The 13,818-nt window shown below is 37.5% G+C and carries 12 protein-coding genes; 4 read left to right on the top strand and 8 right to left on the bottom strand.

Annotation, left to right across the window (positions count from 1 at the left end; all coding sequences use genetic code 11):
- Positions 1 to 274 precede the first annotated feature (274 nt).
- Entirely contained in the window at positions 275 to 697 is a 423-nt protein-coding gene (locus GM418_RS20695; RefSeq protein ID WP_158869135.1) for a bacteriohemerythrin, read from the top strand.
- Between the two features lie 82 nt (positions 698 to 779).
- Here the strand turns inward: GM418_RS20695 and GM418_RS20700 are convergent, their stop codons facing one another.
- From GM418_RS20700 to GM418_RS20735, 8 genes are all read right to left on the bottom strand, one after another.
- Complete coding sequence (locus GM418_RS20700; protein ID WP_158869136.1) at positions 780 to 1,898, bottom strand: ABC transporter permease; 1,119 nt, start codon at positions 1,896 to 1,898, stop codon at positions 780 to 782.
- A 71-nt stretch (positions 1,899 to 1,969) separates the two neighbouring features.
- Positions 1,970 to 3,076: an ABC transporter permease gene (locus GM418_RS20705; protein WP_158869137.1), complete on the bottom strand. Its 1,107-nt coding sequence runs from the start codon at positions 3,074 to 3,076 to the stop codon at positions 1,970 to 1,972.
- Between the two features lie 151 nt (positions 3,077 to 3,227).
- Positions 3,228 to 3,947 carry an ABC transporter ATP-binding protein gene (locus GM418_RS20710; RefSeq protein ID WP_158869138.1) on the bottom strand — a complete coding sequence of 240 codons (720 nt, stop codon included), beginning with the start codon at positions 3,945 to 3,947 and terminating at the stop codon, positions 3,228 to 3,230.
- Positions 3,948 to 3,982: 35 nt separating this feature from the next.
- The gene (locus GM418_RS20715) at positions 3,983 to 4,357 is read right to left on the bottom strand and encodes a four helix bundle protein (RefSeq protein WP_158869139.1); all 375 of its coding nucleotides are present in this window, start codon (positions 4,355 to 4,357) and stop codon (positions 3,983 to 3,985) included.
- 53 nt (positions 4,358 to 4,410) lie between these two features.
- The gene (locus tag GM418_RS20720) at positions 4,411 to 5,385 is read right to left on the bottom strand and encodes an ABC transporter ATP-binding protein (protein WP_158869140.1); all 975 of its coding nucleotides are present in this window, start codon (positions 5,383 to 5,385) and stop codon (positions 4,411 to 4,413) included.
- A 67-nt stretch (positions 5,386 to 5,452) separates the two neighbouring features.
- Positions 5,453 to 6,331 carry an HlyD family secretion protein gene (locus GM418_RS20725; RefSeq protein ID WP_158869141.1) on the bottom strand — a complete coding sequence of 293 codons (879 nt, stop codon included), beginning with the start codon at positions 6,329 to 6,331 and terminating at the stop codon, positions 5,453 to 5,455.
- A gap of 56 nt (positions 6,332 to 6,387) precedes the next feature.
- Positions 6,388 to 7,653, bottom strand: coding sequence for a TolC family protein (locus tag GM418_RS20730; RefSeq protein ID WP_158869142.1), 1,266 nt, complete (start codon positions 7,651 to 7,653; stop codon positions 6,388 to 6,390).
- Entirely contained in the window at positions 7,650 to 8,264 is a 615-nt protein-coding gene (locus GM418_RS20735) for a TetR/AcrR family transcriptional regulator (protein WP_158869143.1), read from the bottom strand. Before GM418_RS20735 ends, GM418_RS20730 begins: the two co-directional genes overlap by 4 nt.
- 385 nt (positions 8,265 to 8,649) lie before the next feature.
- On the opposite strand from GM418_RS20735, the gene GM418_RS20740 reads away from it, so the two are divergent.
- The 3 genes from GM418_RS20740 (at position 8,650) to GM418_RS20750 (ending at position 13,756) form a co-directional block, all read left to right on the top strand.
- Positions 8,650 to 12,036: an Ig-like domain-containing domain gene (locus GM418_RS20740; protein ID WP_158869144.1), complete on the top strand. Its 3,387-nt coding sequence runs from the start codon at positions 8,650 to 8,652 to the stop codon at positions 12,034 to 12,036.
- Between the two features lie 326 nt (positions 12,037 to 12,362).
- Complete coding sequence (locus GM418_RS20745; RefSeq protein WP_158869145.1) at positions 12,363 to 12,830, top strand: hypothetical protein; 468 nt, start codon at positions 12,363 to 12,365, stop codon at positions 12,828 to 12,830.
- Positions 12,831 to 13,237: 407 nt separating this feature from the next.
- Positions 13,238 to 13,756 carry a DUF4402 domain-containing protein gene (locus GM418_RS20750; RefSeq protein WP_158869146.1) on the top strand — a complete coding sequence of 173 codons (519 nt, stop codon included), beginning with the start codon at positions 13,238 to 13,240 and terminating at the stop codon, positions 13,754 to 13,756.
- The last annotated feature ends 62 nt before the right edge of the window (positions 13,757 to 13,818 follow it).

Consider the following 13,818-nt stretch of genomic DNA (forward strand, 5'->3'; position numbering starts at 1 on the left):
CCTGCATTTTACCCATCACTACCTTTGCGTTATTTTTTATCAGATTTCTCGCCAGTCAGGCGTCCGGAAAGATTAGACACGCCATTCTGCTATAAGAAACTATTGTGGTGAGTTTTTTAGTTGAATGAGAAGCTAAAAGGTTTTATTCAAAATTGTCTGATTTAAACTTGTCTCATTTTTTTGGTTGAGGTTTTAATAATGAAAATATTATCTTTTTGAAATTTATTTTATAACTTGAATGCCGTAAAATATCAGAAAACTAATAGCCCCGTTTATGAAAGATTTGAATTGGAAAAATCAGTACAGTGTGGGTGTTTTCGAAATTGATGCTGAACACAGGATTTTTCTTAAAACCATCAAAAAGATTTACCATGCCTTTGAGAGTGAAATGGATGACGAAATTATAAGACTCTTGCTTGAAGAATTGTATAAATATGCCGATTTCCATTTTACAAGTGAAGAAAATGTAATGTTGATGAACGATTATCCTGACTATAAATCGCATAAGAAGCAGCACGATGAACTGATTCAGACTCTTGCGAATACCATTAATTTTCTTGATGTTAAGAAGATTAATAAAGAACAGTTGATTAATTTCCTGGTTCACTGGTTTAAAGAGCACACTGCCTCAATTGATTTAAAGCTTGGAACCTATTTGAAAGAGAGTAAAGCCAGCCATCTTCTGGAAAACTACTGAATCAAACTTTTTGTAAAATTCCGCTTTTCTTCTCCAATTTCGAAATAGTAGAAAAGAAACGGCTAGCGGTTGCCTGAGACTTTTAAGTCGTTTTTCTGTAGCGCCAAATTGCCAAACTCAAAAAGATAACTCCCAGGAGCAAAAGAGAAAGAAATTCTTCCAGTAAATCGATAAAGCCAGATCCCTTTAGTACTACATTTCTCATTATTTTCATAAAGTAGTACATCGGGTTGACCCGGTCAATTGTTTGCGCCCAGTGTGGCATACTTTCCACGGGCGTGAAAATCCCGCCCATCATTATAAAAATCATCATAAAAAAGAAACTTATAAACATGACTTGCTGCTGTGTGTCACTTACTGTCGAAATAAACAAGCCAAGCCCGAGCGCACCCAAAAGAAAAACACTTGCAAAGGCGAATAAAACAAGGAGGTTGCCAACTATGGGCAGATCGAATACCAGCCAGGCGATTAAAAGGCCAAAGGCCAAATCAAACAAGGCGATTAACCAGAAAGGTACCAATTTGCCAATGATAAACTGATATTTTTTTACAGGAGTTACATTGAGTTGCTCAATGGTTCCGATTTCTTTTTCGCGCACCAGGTTCATTCCCGACATAAACATACCAATAACAGTAACTAAAACGGCCAGAATGCCGGGTGCCATAAACCAGTGGTAATCGAGTTCGGGATTATACCAGTAACTTTCTGATATTTTTACTTCGCCGGGTGGCGAAAACTCAGGAATACCTCTCCACTCGGCAATCAGATTCTTATTAAAATTCCCAATAACTCTCGATGAATAAGAATAAATTAGTTGCGCTGAATTTCCGTCGATGGCATTTACAAGGAGTTGTACCTGGGCTTTGTCATCGCGGATAAGGTTACGTTCCATATTGGGAGGTATAACAAGAATTGCATCAGCTTCATCGCTGAGGAGCATCTCTTCTCCAATGGTTTCGTCTGGCACTGCAAATTCAAGATTATAGAACGGTATTGCATCGAATTTTGCAATCATTTCCCTGGATGTCTCTGAAAGATCTTTATCAACTACAACCATGTCGATTTTCTTCATGTCGAAAGTTGCGGCAAAAACGAGTACAAGCATTTGTAGCAACGGCACTCCAAAAATCATAGGTAACATCGTTTTGTTCCGGAAAATCTGCCGGAATTCTTTCTGTAATATGTAGCGAATAGTATTCATTTCTTAATTGTTTCAGGTTGCACGTTACAAGTTGCATAGTTTCTCCCCCTTGGGGGAGTCAGAGGGGGCTTTTATTCCAACCTAATCTTAAATTTCCGTACGCTCACCGCAATAAAAAACAGAGTCATTCCAATCAATATTAATGTTTCTTTCCATACGAAAAGAATTCCCACTCCCTTCAGCATAATTGCACGAATAATGGTAACAAAATAGCGGGCCGGCATAATATGGCTTATTACTTGTAAAACAACCGGCATGTTCTCTATCGGGTAAATAAATCCCGACAAAATAATGGTTGGCAACATTAATCCAATCATCGATATAAACATGGCGGTCATCTGGCTTTTGGCAGCAGTGGAAATAAGGATACCCAAACACAGGGCCATCATGATAAACAAAATGGTTTCAAGCATCAATAAGATAAAACTTCCGGTAATGGGAACTCCAAAAACCAGATTGCCGATAAGTACAATAACAAATGCATTTGCAACCGACAGCAGAAGATAAGGAATTACTTTACCAATAATTATTTGTGCAGGTCGTAAGGGCGAAACCAGTAGTATTTCCATCGTACCCAATTCTTTTTCACGAGTGATGGAAATAGAAGTCATCATAGCAGAAATAAGCATTAAAATGAGTGCCATAACACCGGGAACAAACATATAAGCACTTTTCATTTCTTCATTAAAATACATCCGCACTTCAGGCTGAATTTGCATAGGTAGTTGCAGGTTTGGGTGCATCTTTTTTATGTAGTCGTTAATGATTCCGGAAGTGTAAGAAATAACCAGGCGTGCGGTGTTTGGATCAGAAGCATCGGCAATAAGCTGTACATTTGCCTTTCCTTCCTTTTTTAGTTTTTCACCAAAATTACTTTCAAAAACAATCACTTCCTTTACTTTTCCTTTTCTGAAAATATCTTCTATGCCGTTTGTATTTTCCAGGTTTTTATCCAGAATAAAATATCCCGACGACAGTATTTTATTTGTAATTTGCTGCGTGGTTACATCTTTCGACTGGTCGTAAACAGCAATGTGTACATCCTTGATTTCGCTTTTAATAACTGTCCCGAAAATTAGCAGTTGGGCAATCGGAATTCCAAATAAAATCAACATCGTCCGCGGATCACGAAAAATGTGGAAGAATTCTTTTTTTATAAAAGATTTAAGCTGTTTCATATTTTAAAATAGCTGGAAGACGGAAGTCAGAAGAAAGAAGTTGAACCATTCAATTCCGATTTTTTGTCTTTCATTTTTATATTTCATTCTTTGTTGTTTATTCTTAGCTTATTTCCGGTTCCCCTCCGTTGGAGGGGTTAGGAGAGGCTTCTTACCTTGCAATTTTTATAAATACTTCGTCCATGTTTTTTGCATTGTATCTTTCTTTTAGTTTTGCGGGTGTGTCCAGTGCTTCAATTTTTCCGGCATCCATAATCGAAACGCGGTCGCAATATTCAGCTTCATCCATGTAATGCGTGGTAACAAAAACGGTTATCCCGTTACTGGCCGCTTCATAAATCAGATCCCAGAATTTTCTGCGTGTAACCGGGTCAACGCCACCGGTGGGCTCATCGAGAAATACAATTTTAGGTTCATGAAAAATGGCTACAGAAAAGGCCAGTTTCTGTTTCCATCCCAGGGGCAAGCCTGCAATCAACTTGTTTCTCGCATTTTCCATTTCCAGCTTTTTTAACAGTTCCGCCATTTTCTCTTTTCTTTTTTTGGGCGGTATTCCATAAATTCCTGCGTAAAGTCGTATGTTTTCCGCGACGGTTAAATCCTCATACAACGAAAATTTCTGACTCATATATCCTATGTTTTTTTTGACTTTTTCGGTCTCCCGGTAAATATCAAAACCTGCAACTTTTACATTACCCGAAGTGGGTGAGGAGAGACCACATAAAATCCGGATAGCTGTTGTTTTGCCCGCACCATTTGCCCCAAGAAATCCAAATATTTCGCCTTTGTACACATCAAAACTCAGGTTGTCGTTCGCTGTAAAACTCCCAAACTTTTTAACCAGGTTTTGTACCGTTATAATTTTTTCCATTTTTTTCAGTTTTCAGTCGCAGTCACAGTTTTCAGTTAAAAATCTTTACTGCTTCCGAATTTATTTGGATTATTCATCATGTAATTCAATAGTTTCCCAATTTCCAAACATTCAGAATAAAGGGAATCGTGTATTTCTCTATTAAGATATTTACATTCTAATGCAAAATCCAGCCAAACTACAGTCTCACTGTTTTCACCATCAGAATCAGTGAGTTTTGAAATGAAATGTTTTGGATATATTCTTTTTCGATAAGCCTCTGCTAAATTGGCACATGTAGAACGGGAAGATCTCCTGATTTGATCGGTTAATGAATACTTTTCTTCTTTTGGAAATGATTTTGAAACTTCAAAAATCTTCATTGCCAATTCAAAAGCTTTCTGGTAGGCAATTAATTCTTTAAAATCCATGATACATTGGTTTATATTCTACTTGTTTTACTGTTAGCTGAGACTGAGACTGTTCACTTGGTTTGCGACTGCATATTCATAAACACATCCTCAATTCCCGGGTGAATTTCTTCCACCACTACATTTTTATGATTTTGTTTTTCGAGGTAAATATCCAGTTCACTGGTTTCAACATCGTCGTTAATTCCGGTAAAGTGTGCAAATTGTCCAAAAGCAAATACAGATTCGGCTTTTTCAAATGCTCTCAAATCGTTGATAAGACGGTACATTTCGTCAGAACGAACCTGGATAACTTTACGCGGAAATTTTTCAGTAATTCGTTGTGGAGAATCTACATCCAGAAGTTCTCCTTTTTGAATCAGAGCAACACGGTCGCATAAATTGGCTTCGTCCATATAGGGAGTTGAAACGAGTATGGTTATTCCTTTTTCCTGGAGTTTTTTTAGCATTTCCCAGAATTCCTTTCTTGATACGGCGTCCACTCCGGTAGTTGGCTCGTCAAGGACGAGAACCTTGGGTTTATGAATAAGCGCACAGGAAAGTGCCAGTTTTTGTTTCATTCCACCTGAAAGTTTTCCTGCCCGGCGGTTTTTGAATGGTTCTATCTGGTAATAAATATCACGTATAAGATCATAATTTTCTTGAACCGTTGTTCCAAAAACGGTAGCAAAAAAGTTAAGATTTTCCTCCACACTCAAATCCTGGTAAAGGGAAAAACGTCCCGGCATATAACCAACGATGTGTCTGATCTTTTTAAAATCATTAACTACGTCCAGCCCATCCATTTTTGCTTCACCTGAATCAGGTAGCAACAGTGTCGTTAAAATGCGCATCAAGGTGGTTTTTCCGGCGCCGTCGGGTCCGATTAGTCCAAATAACTCTCCTTCGTTTACTTTCAGAGAAATCCTTTTTAACGCATGAGTTTCGTCGTATGACTTTGATATTTGGTTAATTCCAATGACAGCGTCACCCCAACCCTCTCCAGGGGAGAGGGAGTTTTGAATCGTATTACTGTTACTGTTTTTCATTTCGATACTTTCTCAATTTCACAACTCAACATTTTTTTACCTCCCCTAAGGGGAGGTCAGGAGGGGCTTACCAACTAATTTCCCCGGGCATTCCAACCTTCAGTGTTCCGTCGTTTTTTACTTTCACTTTAACAGCATAAACCAATTTTACTCTTTCTTCTTTTGTTTGAATAATTTTAGGTGTAAATTCTGCTTCCGAAGAAATCCAGTTCACCCTTCCACTTAGTTCCTGATTTTCTGTTTCTGATTTGTCGATGACAACATTCACCTGTTGCCCGATTTTAACATTTGGGAGTTGCGCTCCGCTAACATAAACTTTCAATGTGAGTTCATCTAAATCAGCAATTTTAAAAAGTGGTTTTCCCTGGGTTGCCAATTCACCCTGTTCTATATAGGTTTCCAGAATTGTTCCACTTACCGGAGATTCAACCTGACAACGTCGAAGTAAATCTTCAGCAGTTTCTTTTTGGGTTTCCAAAACATCCAGTTCCATGTTAACGGATGTAAACTGTGTCCGCGTGCCTGCAATTTGTTTTTTTATTACACTGATTTGGCTTGTAATATCGTCCAGTTGCTTTTGTGTGGCAGCCTGGTCTTTTACCATCTGTGCTACCCTTTTCTCATTTGTCTCCAGATTTTTAATCTGTTCCTCAAAAACGTCTATTTGCGATTGTATCGATTGTTTTTTTGATAAAATAGCTGCTTTTTGCGCATCAATTTGTTTTAGTTTTAAATCAATCTGAACAGTATCGGTTAAAGCAGCCGTAAAACCGGCTTCTATTTTTTGCCCTTTTTCAATATTTAATTGAAGAATTTTTCCTGATGATTCGGATGACACAATTACGGGGTCAGCTTCAAAATTGCCAAAAGCATCCGATTTTTCGTCTGTATTGTTACAGCTAAAAAGAAGTGCTGCAAACAACATAATTAATAAATTCTTTTTCATTGTATTTCGGTTTTAAATCTTTACATATTTCTGAATACTCTGGCTGTGGACAGCGACTATTCACTGAATTTTTTTCCTTTGATTAGATTATACTTTTCTTTTGCTTCGTTAAGTTGAATACGGTGAAGTTCGACGTTCAGTTTTGCAATGGTTTCAGCTTGCACATCCTGTATATAATCTGAAGTAGTGATTGTTTCGTTTTCTAGCTTTGAGGCGGATGATTGTGCAATTTCGGTGCGCAGCATTACCATTTTTGTATCTGTTTCTATTAATTTTTCAAGTTTGCTAATTTGTTCATTTTGCTGAGCAAGAAGCAGATTTATATTTTGGTTGAATGTTTCTTCCTGTTGTGAAATCATTTTCGAGTGCAACTGCAGCATTTCCTTCTGGCGAGTGGTTTTTTTCCAATCGAATGCGTTCCACGATAAGCCAATTCCAACAAGATAATAGGTGTCAAATTTGTCATTCAACATATTTAAAGCAGGTTTGCCGTAACCGGCCTGTCCAAATCCAAAAACTTTTGGATTGCGACTTTTAGTCAATAAATCGCTTTGCTTTTCGAATTGATTTTTTTGAGATGAAAACAACTCCAGCTCCGGTCTTGACAATTTATCGCGCATGTTTGGTTCCGAAGTGTTATATTTCAGTACTGAATTTTCATCGATTGTTTGTCCTGTTAAAATGGTCAGCATCTGAATTGCTGTTTTTTTGCCGGCGTCCAATTGCAGAGTACTTTGTTCGATGTTCAAAATTTCAGCTTCAAGAGAAAGTGCGTTGGATTTTTCCAGCATTTGGTTTTCTACTCCCGATTGAACTGTTTTGAGTTTTTCCTGCAATACTTTTTTCTGGGCAGTCAGCACTTCCTTTTGTTTATCCATAGCCAGCACTGTAAAAAAAGCCTGCGAAACCTGTTCATTCAGCTTGTACAATTCTACTTCAACCTGGCTAAGATTACTTTGTAAAATAGCGTCCTCCAATTTTGTGTTCGCAGTCGAAATTCCACCATCCCAAATGTTTTGTTTAAACTCTGCATAGGTTTTATACTGGTCTTTCGAAACGGAAGGGATATCAATTCCCGGCATGGAAATATTTACGCTGGTAACATCCGACTGGTAGGTAGCCTGTCCGTTTAGCGTAAGCTGCGGCAGATAATTTGTTTTTATGTTTTCTTTTTTTAGTGAAGTTATTTCCTCCCAGATTTCCGCTTGTTTTAAATTGGGATAGTTTTCACGCGCCCAGTTATAACAATTGTTCAACAGAATATCCTGTTGAGCAAATGCCAACTGCGTGGGTAGCAGTAATAAAATTAGTAGCTTTTTCATTTTATTAAAATTGAATGTAAAATGAATTCAGTAATTGTTTTTTTTCTTCGTTCAATAAATGTTTTGTAGGCTTCTTTATCGTTTTCAAAAAACATTATGGTCATTAGCGGTCGGGCTGCGATAGGAAAAATACTTAGCCCAAGGATATTAACCAGCAGATCCCGCGGATCCATTTTTCTAATTCTTCCAGCTTCCATTTCTTTTTTGAACATGGCAAAAATCTTGTCAGGTTGAATTCCGGTTCCTTTTATAATTTTTGCCAAAAATTCAGGATTTCGATTCATTTCTTTCAAAACAAAAGTTGGAAGAAATGGATTCTTCATTAATAAATCAATGTAGCTCTCAACAAAAATTCCCAGTTTTTTCTCAATCGGTAAATCAGAGTATACCATATCCATGAGATTGGGTAATATTTTGCTAAAAACTTTTTTGAAAATAGCATCAAACAATTTTTCTTTTGTTCTGAAGTAGTAATGAAGCAAAGCCTTGTTGATGCCTGCTTCGTCTGCAATTTCCTGCATTCGGGCGCCATCCATTCCTTTTTTTATAAATACATTTTGTGCAGCGTTCAAAATCTTTTCTTCAGTGTTGTCTTTTTTTGTTTCTGTCATTTTACTAAGAAGTTTAACTAAATTGTTTAACCATCCGGTCAAAATTAGAATGAATATATTTATTAACCAAATATTTTAACTAAAAAGTTTAACTAAATGGTAAAATTTATATCAAAATCTTTTTAATTTGTTTTTGTTACGCCTTTATAAGTGAGATAGGGGCTTTTCTGGTTGCTTCGATTGTTTTGTCAATTGTTTTCTTTTTAAAAAGAATAAATGGCTGATAAATCAGAAAAACAAAATGGGGCAAATTGTCCAGATTTTAGAAAAACTTTGATTATCAGGTTTATTAACTGTGTTTTCTTAAAGATGTTCTGCATCTTCTGTTATTTTTGTAATGAAGTTTTATGGATGTTGTTAATCTTCTTTATTAAAAAAACTGGGTATGTCCTTATTTCGTAAAATATCAATTTTGTTTGAGAAATCATATTGGGGATCAGAATTTTTCGAAAAAGTATCCGGTATTCGGTCTGTAGTTTTTTCGCCGGTTTATTCACTAATTTTGACAGCTGTTTTTCTGTTAGCATTCGAAAGTATTGCTGCACAAAACTGGAATTGGACGGGAGATGTTAGTAACGACTGGCACGAAGCTGCCAACTGGGATCAGGGAAGTGTGCCGGATGGCAACGCTAAAGTGATTATAGGTCTTGTATCATCGGGTATTTATCCGGAAATAAAAAACAATGTTACAGTTTCAACCCTTACTGTTAGTGACTGGTACGGAGGAGCAATAGCGGTGGTAAATGGTGCGACGCTTACCGTCGAGAATAATCTTGATATTCAGGACTACGGAGAAATACTACTTGACAACGGGAACCTTCAATTTAATGGAAAAGGGAATAACGGACACGATATAACCATGGCTTTTCTCAATACTTCTATCCGGATCGTCAATTCTGGAACACTAAACTCGCCGAATTGTAAATTAACCATAAATGGAGAATTAATACTTGAAGACGGGAATATTAATCTGGGGGATGGGTTTGAGTTGGCCTCGGGGAAGACTTTTGATGTGTTGCGGGGAAGTGTAAATGTGTATGGCCCAACATTGATTAAAGGAACGCTAAATGGAGGAGTCGGAAATTTTGTTTTTGACGGGGATTCCTCGAATAGCACTCACAAGGCTGAAATAAGAAGTGAAGGGCGTTTTTACATGTCTCCTTCCGCTTCTGATGTGCAGACCTTGGATTGCACTTCTGATACTCCCGAGCTCTCCGGTGGAACTGTTGATTTTTATACACCGTGTTACATTCAGAACTCCGGTTATTTTTACGGAGGAAATGCGTATGTTACTTTTTACAACTCGATTAGTCCGAATGGAACAGCCGTGATAGAAACTCATAATGGTATACTCCTGTTTAAAGCAGATCTTACCGCTCATAGTACGGCCAATATAAATATTACATGTGAAGGCACAATTCAGGTGGATGGAAATACGACTTTAAAATCAGCAGGCTACATAAATGCTATGGGGGGAAATATTTATTTTGGAGGCAATTTGCGAACCGAAAAAAGCAGTGGAACTATAAATGCAGGAGGAAGTACGATTTATTTTAGCGGGAGTAGCTTTGAAAATGAAGGCTATTTTAATGCAGGAACAAGTACTTTTGTGTTTAGTGGTGGAAGTCAGGAGTTTAGTACACACAGCTGGAGGGCTGATAATACGTTCTATAATCTTGTTGTAGAAATCGGAGCTGATGTGCAGTCTACCCACAATGTTATGGTTTTAAATGATTTGGAGGTTAGCGAGGCTGGGAGTTTTACGATTGAGCCAGGTAAAACGCTCGATGCAGTTGGTTATGTTACCGGCGAAGATTACATTTTTACTAATCGTCCGTATATCATATCAATAGTAATTAATTCAGAAAATACAATCACGGCCGTTTTTAACGAACCCCTGGATCCTGTTTCATCACAAACTGCATCCAATTACCGGGTAGAAAATGAGACGGGGAATACAATTGACTATCCGTTAAATCCGGTTCTTGGAGGGGTTAATAACAATGAGATTTCCTTGACACTCGGCTTTAATATTGTGTCGGATGTTGATTATTATCTTATTGGGAATAATATTAAAAATTTGAATAATTATACTTTAAGTGTTAATCATAAAAAAAGATTTCTGGAAACAGAGCCGGCAAATTTTTGGAGATGGGCAGGAACAATTGATTCAGAATGGGAAAAAGCGGGGAACTGGGTAAAGAACAAACTTCCTCAAACCAGTTCACATGTTGTTATCCCGATAACACCAAATGATCCCCTGATATCGTCGCAGGGGAACCGTATTTTTGATCTTGAAATAAAGACAGGAGCATCGTTAACGATCGGCTCAACAGGGAATTTAACTGTGGATAACAGTGTTTCAAACAGTGCGGGCTCCGGAGGTTTACTTATTGCTTCTGATACCGAAGGAACCGGTTCGTTAATTCATAATACCAACGGCGTTTTGGCAACATTTCAACGGTATATTTCGGGCGAACCTCAAACATGGCAAATGATTTCTTCGCCTGTGGCAGACCAGGAAATTTCGGGAAATTTTACACCTACCGGGGGGAGTGATGCATACGGCGACAATACACGATACGATTTTTATTCCTGGTACGAGCCGGATACCTCCTGGGTGTATCTTCTAAATATTGATCAGCCGCCAACGTGGCTAACAAGCAATAACAATAGTAATAATTTTATATCCGGAAGGGGGTATCTCATTTCTTACAAGGATGCCCATCCAACCAAAGCTTTTCAGGGAACCCTGAGTAATGGAGAAGTTTCTGTTCAATTGTCCAAAACAGCAGGAACGGGAACAGAGTTTGGATTTAACCTCGTTGGAAATCCGTATCCTTCTTCTGTCGACTGGAAATCTTCCGGCTGGGGAAGAAACACATTGGAAGGTAATAATCAAGGTTATGATATCTGGATTTGGAGCGAAACAAACAATAATTATGGTGCTTACAATTCAGCTTCTGCATCAGACGATGGTACTCTTGGAGTTTCGCGTTATATAGCACCAACTCAGGGATTTTTTGTGAAAGCCAGTCAGTCAGGAGTGCTTTCCATGAATAACTCGGTCAGGGTAAATAAAGGAGCCGGAAATTGGCTTAAAAGTGCCAATAGCACTCAGAACAGAATTGTAGTTGATGTGGAATCTTCAGACGGATTTGGTAAAGATGAAGTTATTATTGAATTTGGACATACCGGACAAGAAACGGGTACGGCGAAACGATTTAGTTTTGTGTCTGCTTCTCCGAGTTTGTTTCTGGAGGAAGAGCAAATGGCTTACTCAATACGCTTGTTGGGAGAAAAAGAAGATTATCCGGTTTTGCCTGTCTCTTTTGATGCCGGAGAAAGCGGAAATTATGAACTTACCTTTCAATTTAATTCAACAGCTTTTGAGATATTTAGATTATATGATAGAATTACCGGACAATGGAATGATATAGAAGAAGGAGAAGTCTATTCTTTTGAAGCTGAAAAAGACGAAAATACCGACCGTTTTGTTTTACAAATTGTATCAGGAGATTATGCCGATCCTTACGAAACACTTCCGGTTATTATTTATTCTGAACAAAGAAAAATAACAGCTGATTTACGTCTTGTCGAAGGCGAATACACTTGTGATGTTTATACTCTGACAGGGCAGAAATTAGTGACCCGCAAACTTTTCGGGGGACAGACCAGTCAGTTTGTTGTCCCCTCGGCAAGTTCGATAGTTATTGTCCAGATAGTCGGGCAAGAAGGAAGAAAAATAGAAAAAGTCCCTGTTGTTTATTAGCTGGTGTGTGGAAGTAATGGAAGCGTTAGATATTTAAGAACGTTATTTTCACGCAAAAATAAATCAAGTGAGTCAGTTTTTCTTACCCTTAAAATCAGTTATAATTACCTCCTCTTTCAGAGACACTCTGTTTTATTTATTTGTTGCATTTGGTTAAATTTATATCGACGTTTTTAATTGCCTTGTAAACTTTTAAAACCCTGAGAGATAAAAAAAGTTTTTTTTGTCTTTTTTTAAACAAGGTGAAAACGTTCTTTGTTTTACAAATTAGGAATTTAAACAAAACAAAAATGGACGCTTTGATATTTTGTAAATTTCCTAGGTGCATGCATATAATAATCAGATTGAAAAATACTTTTGTATTGACGATTGTATTTTTATTTATTATGTTAGGTTTTGGAAAGGTTGGCGCACAGGTGAGGGCCACTGGACATGTATTTGCTGAAATAGTAGAACCGGCAATGCTTACTGCCAGTACCAGTAACGATCACATTATTTATAATAATGTGAATACAACATCATCAGATTTGATTCTTGCAGAAATAGCTGTTTCCGGAAGCGCTGATACTGATGTGGGTGTATCGGTTCAAACTACAGCGCTCGAAGGAAAAAATGGGGAAATTTATTCTTTTGATACTTTCTTTTGTCCCGATTCTGATCAGTCGGCGAACGGGAATACCACAGAGGCTGATAAAAGAGTATTTAAGCTAAACGGAACACCACAAAAAGATATTGTTTCGGAAAAAAATAATATGTTTACGGGGCAATATGAGGTAACATTTATGTACAATTGAAGTATCCTTCAGAGCCTTTTGGGTGTGTCTTTCGTCATTTATATAAAATCTCTGCTGTTACAAATCCTGATTTTAATTTCCGTTTCCTTTTTCTGTCTATTTAAGAACTCAGCGATGAAAATAAAATAAAAACTGAGTGATATAGATTTCCAATATCCGGAATTTTTATCCTCTTTCCACAGTCTATCCAATTTATTATGCTAATTTTTTTATTCTTTCCCTGCTCTCTTGGAATGAGCCTGTGTCCCATTTTGAATACGCTATTCCCCAGCGTAGAGCATTGTTGTATTTGCTTATTTTTCTATATTGTTGTTTGTCAGTGTTTTGTAAAAGAGGGCATACGCATTGCTTATGGGTTGGCACAAAAATGTTAAACGAAAATTAATAAAATTTAAAAACACAAAATCATGAAAAAGTTAGTTTTTTTATTCGCAAGCCTTTTTATTATCGTAGTTGCATCTCAGAGTGTAAAAGCACAAAACCCAGAAGCAACAGCCAATTCTGACGCAAGCGCAACAATTATCAAGGTAATAGGAATTGAGAATACTCAGTATTTGTTTTTCGGTAATATAATTGCAAGTAGTGCTGGTGGAACAGTTACTGTTGCTTCCGATGGAACTGCTGCTGGATATAATGGAGTAGCTGCTCCAACGGGAAATGAAGGAACTCGACAGCCTGCAACTTTTACAGTTGAAGGAGAAAACAGTGTAGCATATTCTATTTCTTTGCCTGAAGACGATGAGATAACATTAACAAAGAATGGTGCAACTCCCATGGCTCTTTCTGACTTTGAACATAACGCTGATGAAACTTTATCAAGTGGAGGAACAGAAACATTTAATGTAGGTGCGAAATTAAATGTAAATCCCGATCAGGCTACTGGAACATACGAGGGGCAATTTTCAGTAACCGTTGCTTACAATTAATAAAGAATATCTTTAAAACAAGGGCAGCGCTAGGGTTGCCCTTTTTTTTACCCAGTTGTTAA

Origin of the sequence: Maribellus comscasis (assembly GCF_009762775.1) — a bacterium.
Classification (GTDB): domain Bacteria; phylum Bacteroidota; class Bacteroidia; order Bacteroidales; family Prolixibacteraceae; genus Draconibacterium; species Draconibacterium comscasis.

Coding starts and splice junctions, on each gene's coding strand:
- GM418_RS20720 (WP_158869140.1), bottom strand. CDS start 5,385: ATGAAAAACAGTAACAGTAATACGATTCAAAACTCCCTCTCCCCTGGA.
- GM418_RS20710 (WP_158869138.1), bottom strand. CDS start 3,947: ATGGAAAAAATTATAACGGTACAAAACCTGGTTAAAAAGTTTGGGAGT.
- GM418_RS20740 (WP_158869144.1), top strand. CDS start 8,650: ATGTCCTTATTTCGTAAAATATCAATTTTGTTTGAGAAATCATATTGG.
- GM418_RS20750 (WP_158869146.1), top strand. CDS start 13,238: ATGAAAAAGTTAGTTTTTTTATTCGCAAGCCTTTTTATTATCGTAGTT.
- GM418_RS20715 (WP_158869139.1), bottom strand. CDS start 4,357: ATGGATTTTAAAGAATTAATTGCCTACCAGAAAGCTTTTGAATTGGCA.
- GM418_RS20735 (WP_158869143.1), bottom strand. CDS start 8,264: ATGACAGAAACAAAAAAAGACAACACTGAAGAAAAGATTTTGAACGCT.
- GM418_RS20695 (WP_158869135.1), top strand. CDS start 275: ATGAAAGATTTGAATTGGAAAAATCAGTACAGTGTGGGTGTTTTCGAA.
- GM418_RS20725 (WP_158869141.1), bottom strand. CDS start 6,331: ATGAAAAAGAATTTATTAATTATGTTGTTTGCAGCACTTCTTTTTAGC.
- GM418_RS20700 (WP_158869136.1), bottom strand. CDS start 1,898: ATGAATACTATTCGCTACATATTACAGAAAGAATTCCGGCAGATTTTC.
- GM418_RS20730 (WP_158869142.1), bottom strand. CDS start 7,653: ATGAAAAAGCTACTAATTTTATTACTGCTACCCACGCAGTTGGCATTT.
- GM418_RS20705 (WP_158869137.1), bottom strand. CDS start 3,076: ATGAAACAGCTTAAATCTTTTATAAAAAAAGAATTCTTCCACATTTTT.
- GM418_RS20745 (WP_158869145.1), top strand. CDS start 12,363: ATGCATATAATAATCAGATTGAAAAATACTTTTGTATTGACGATTGTA.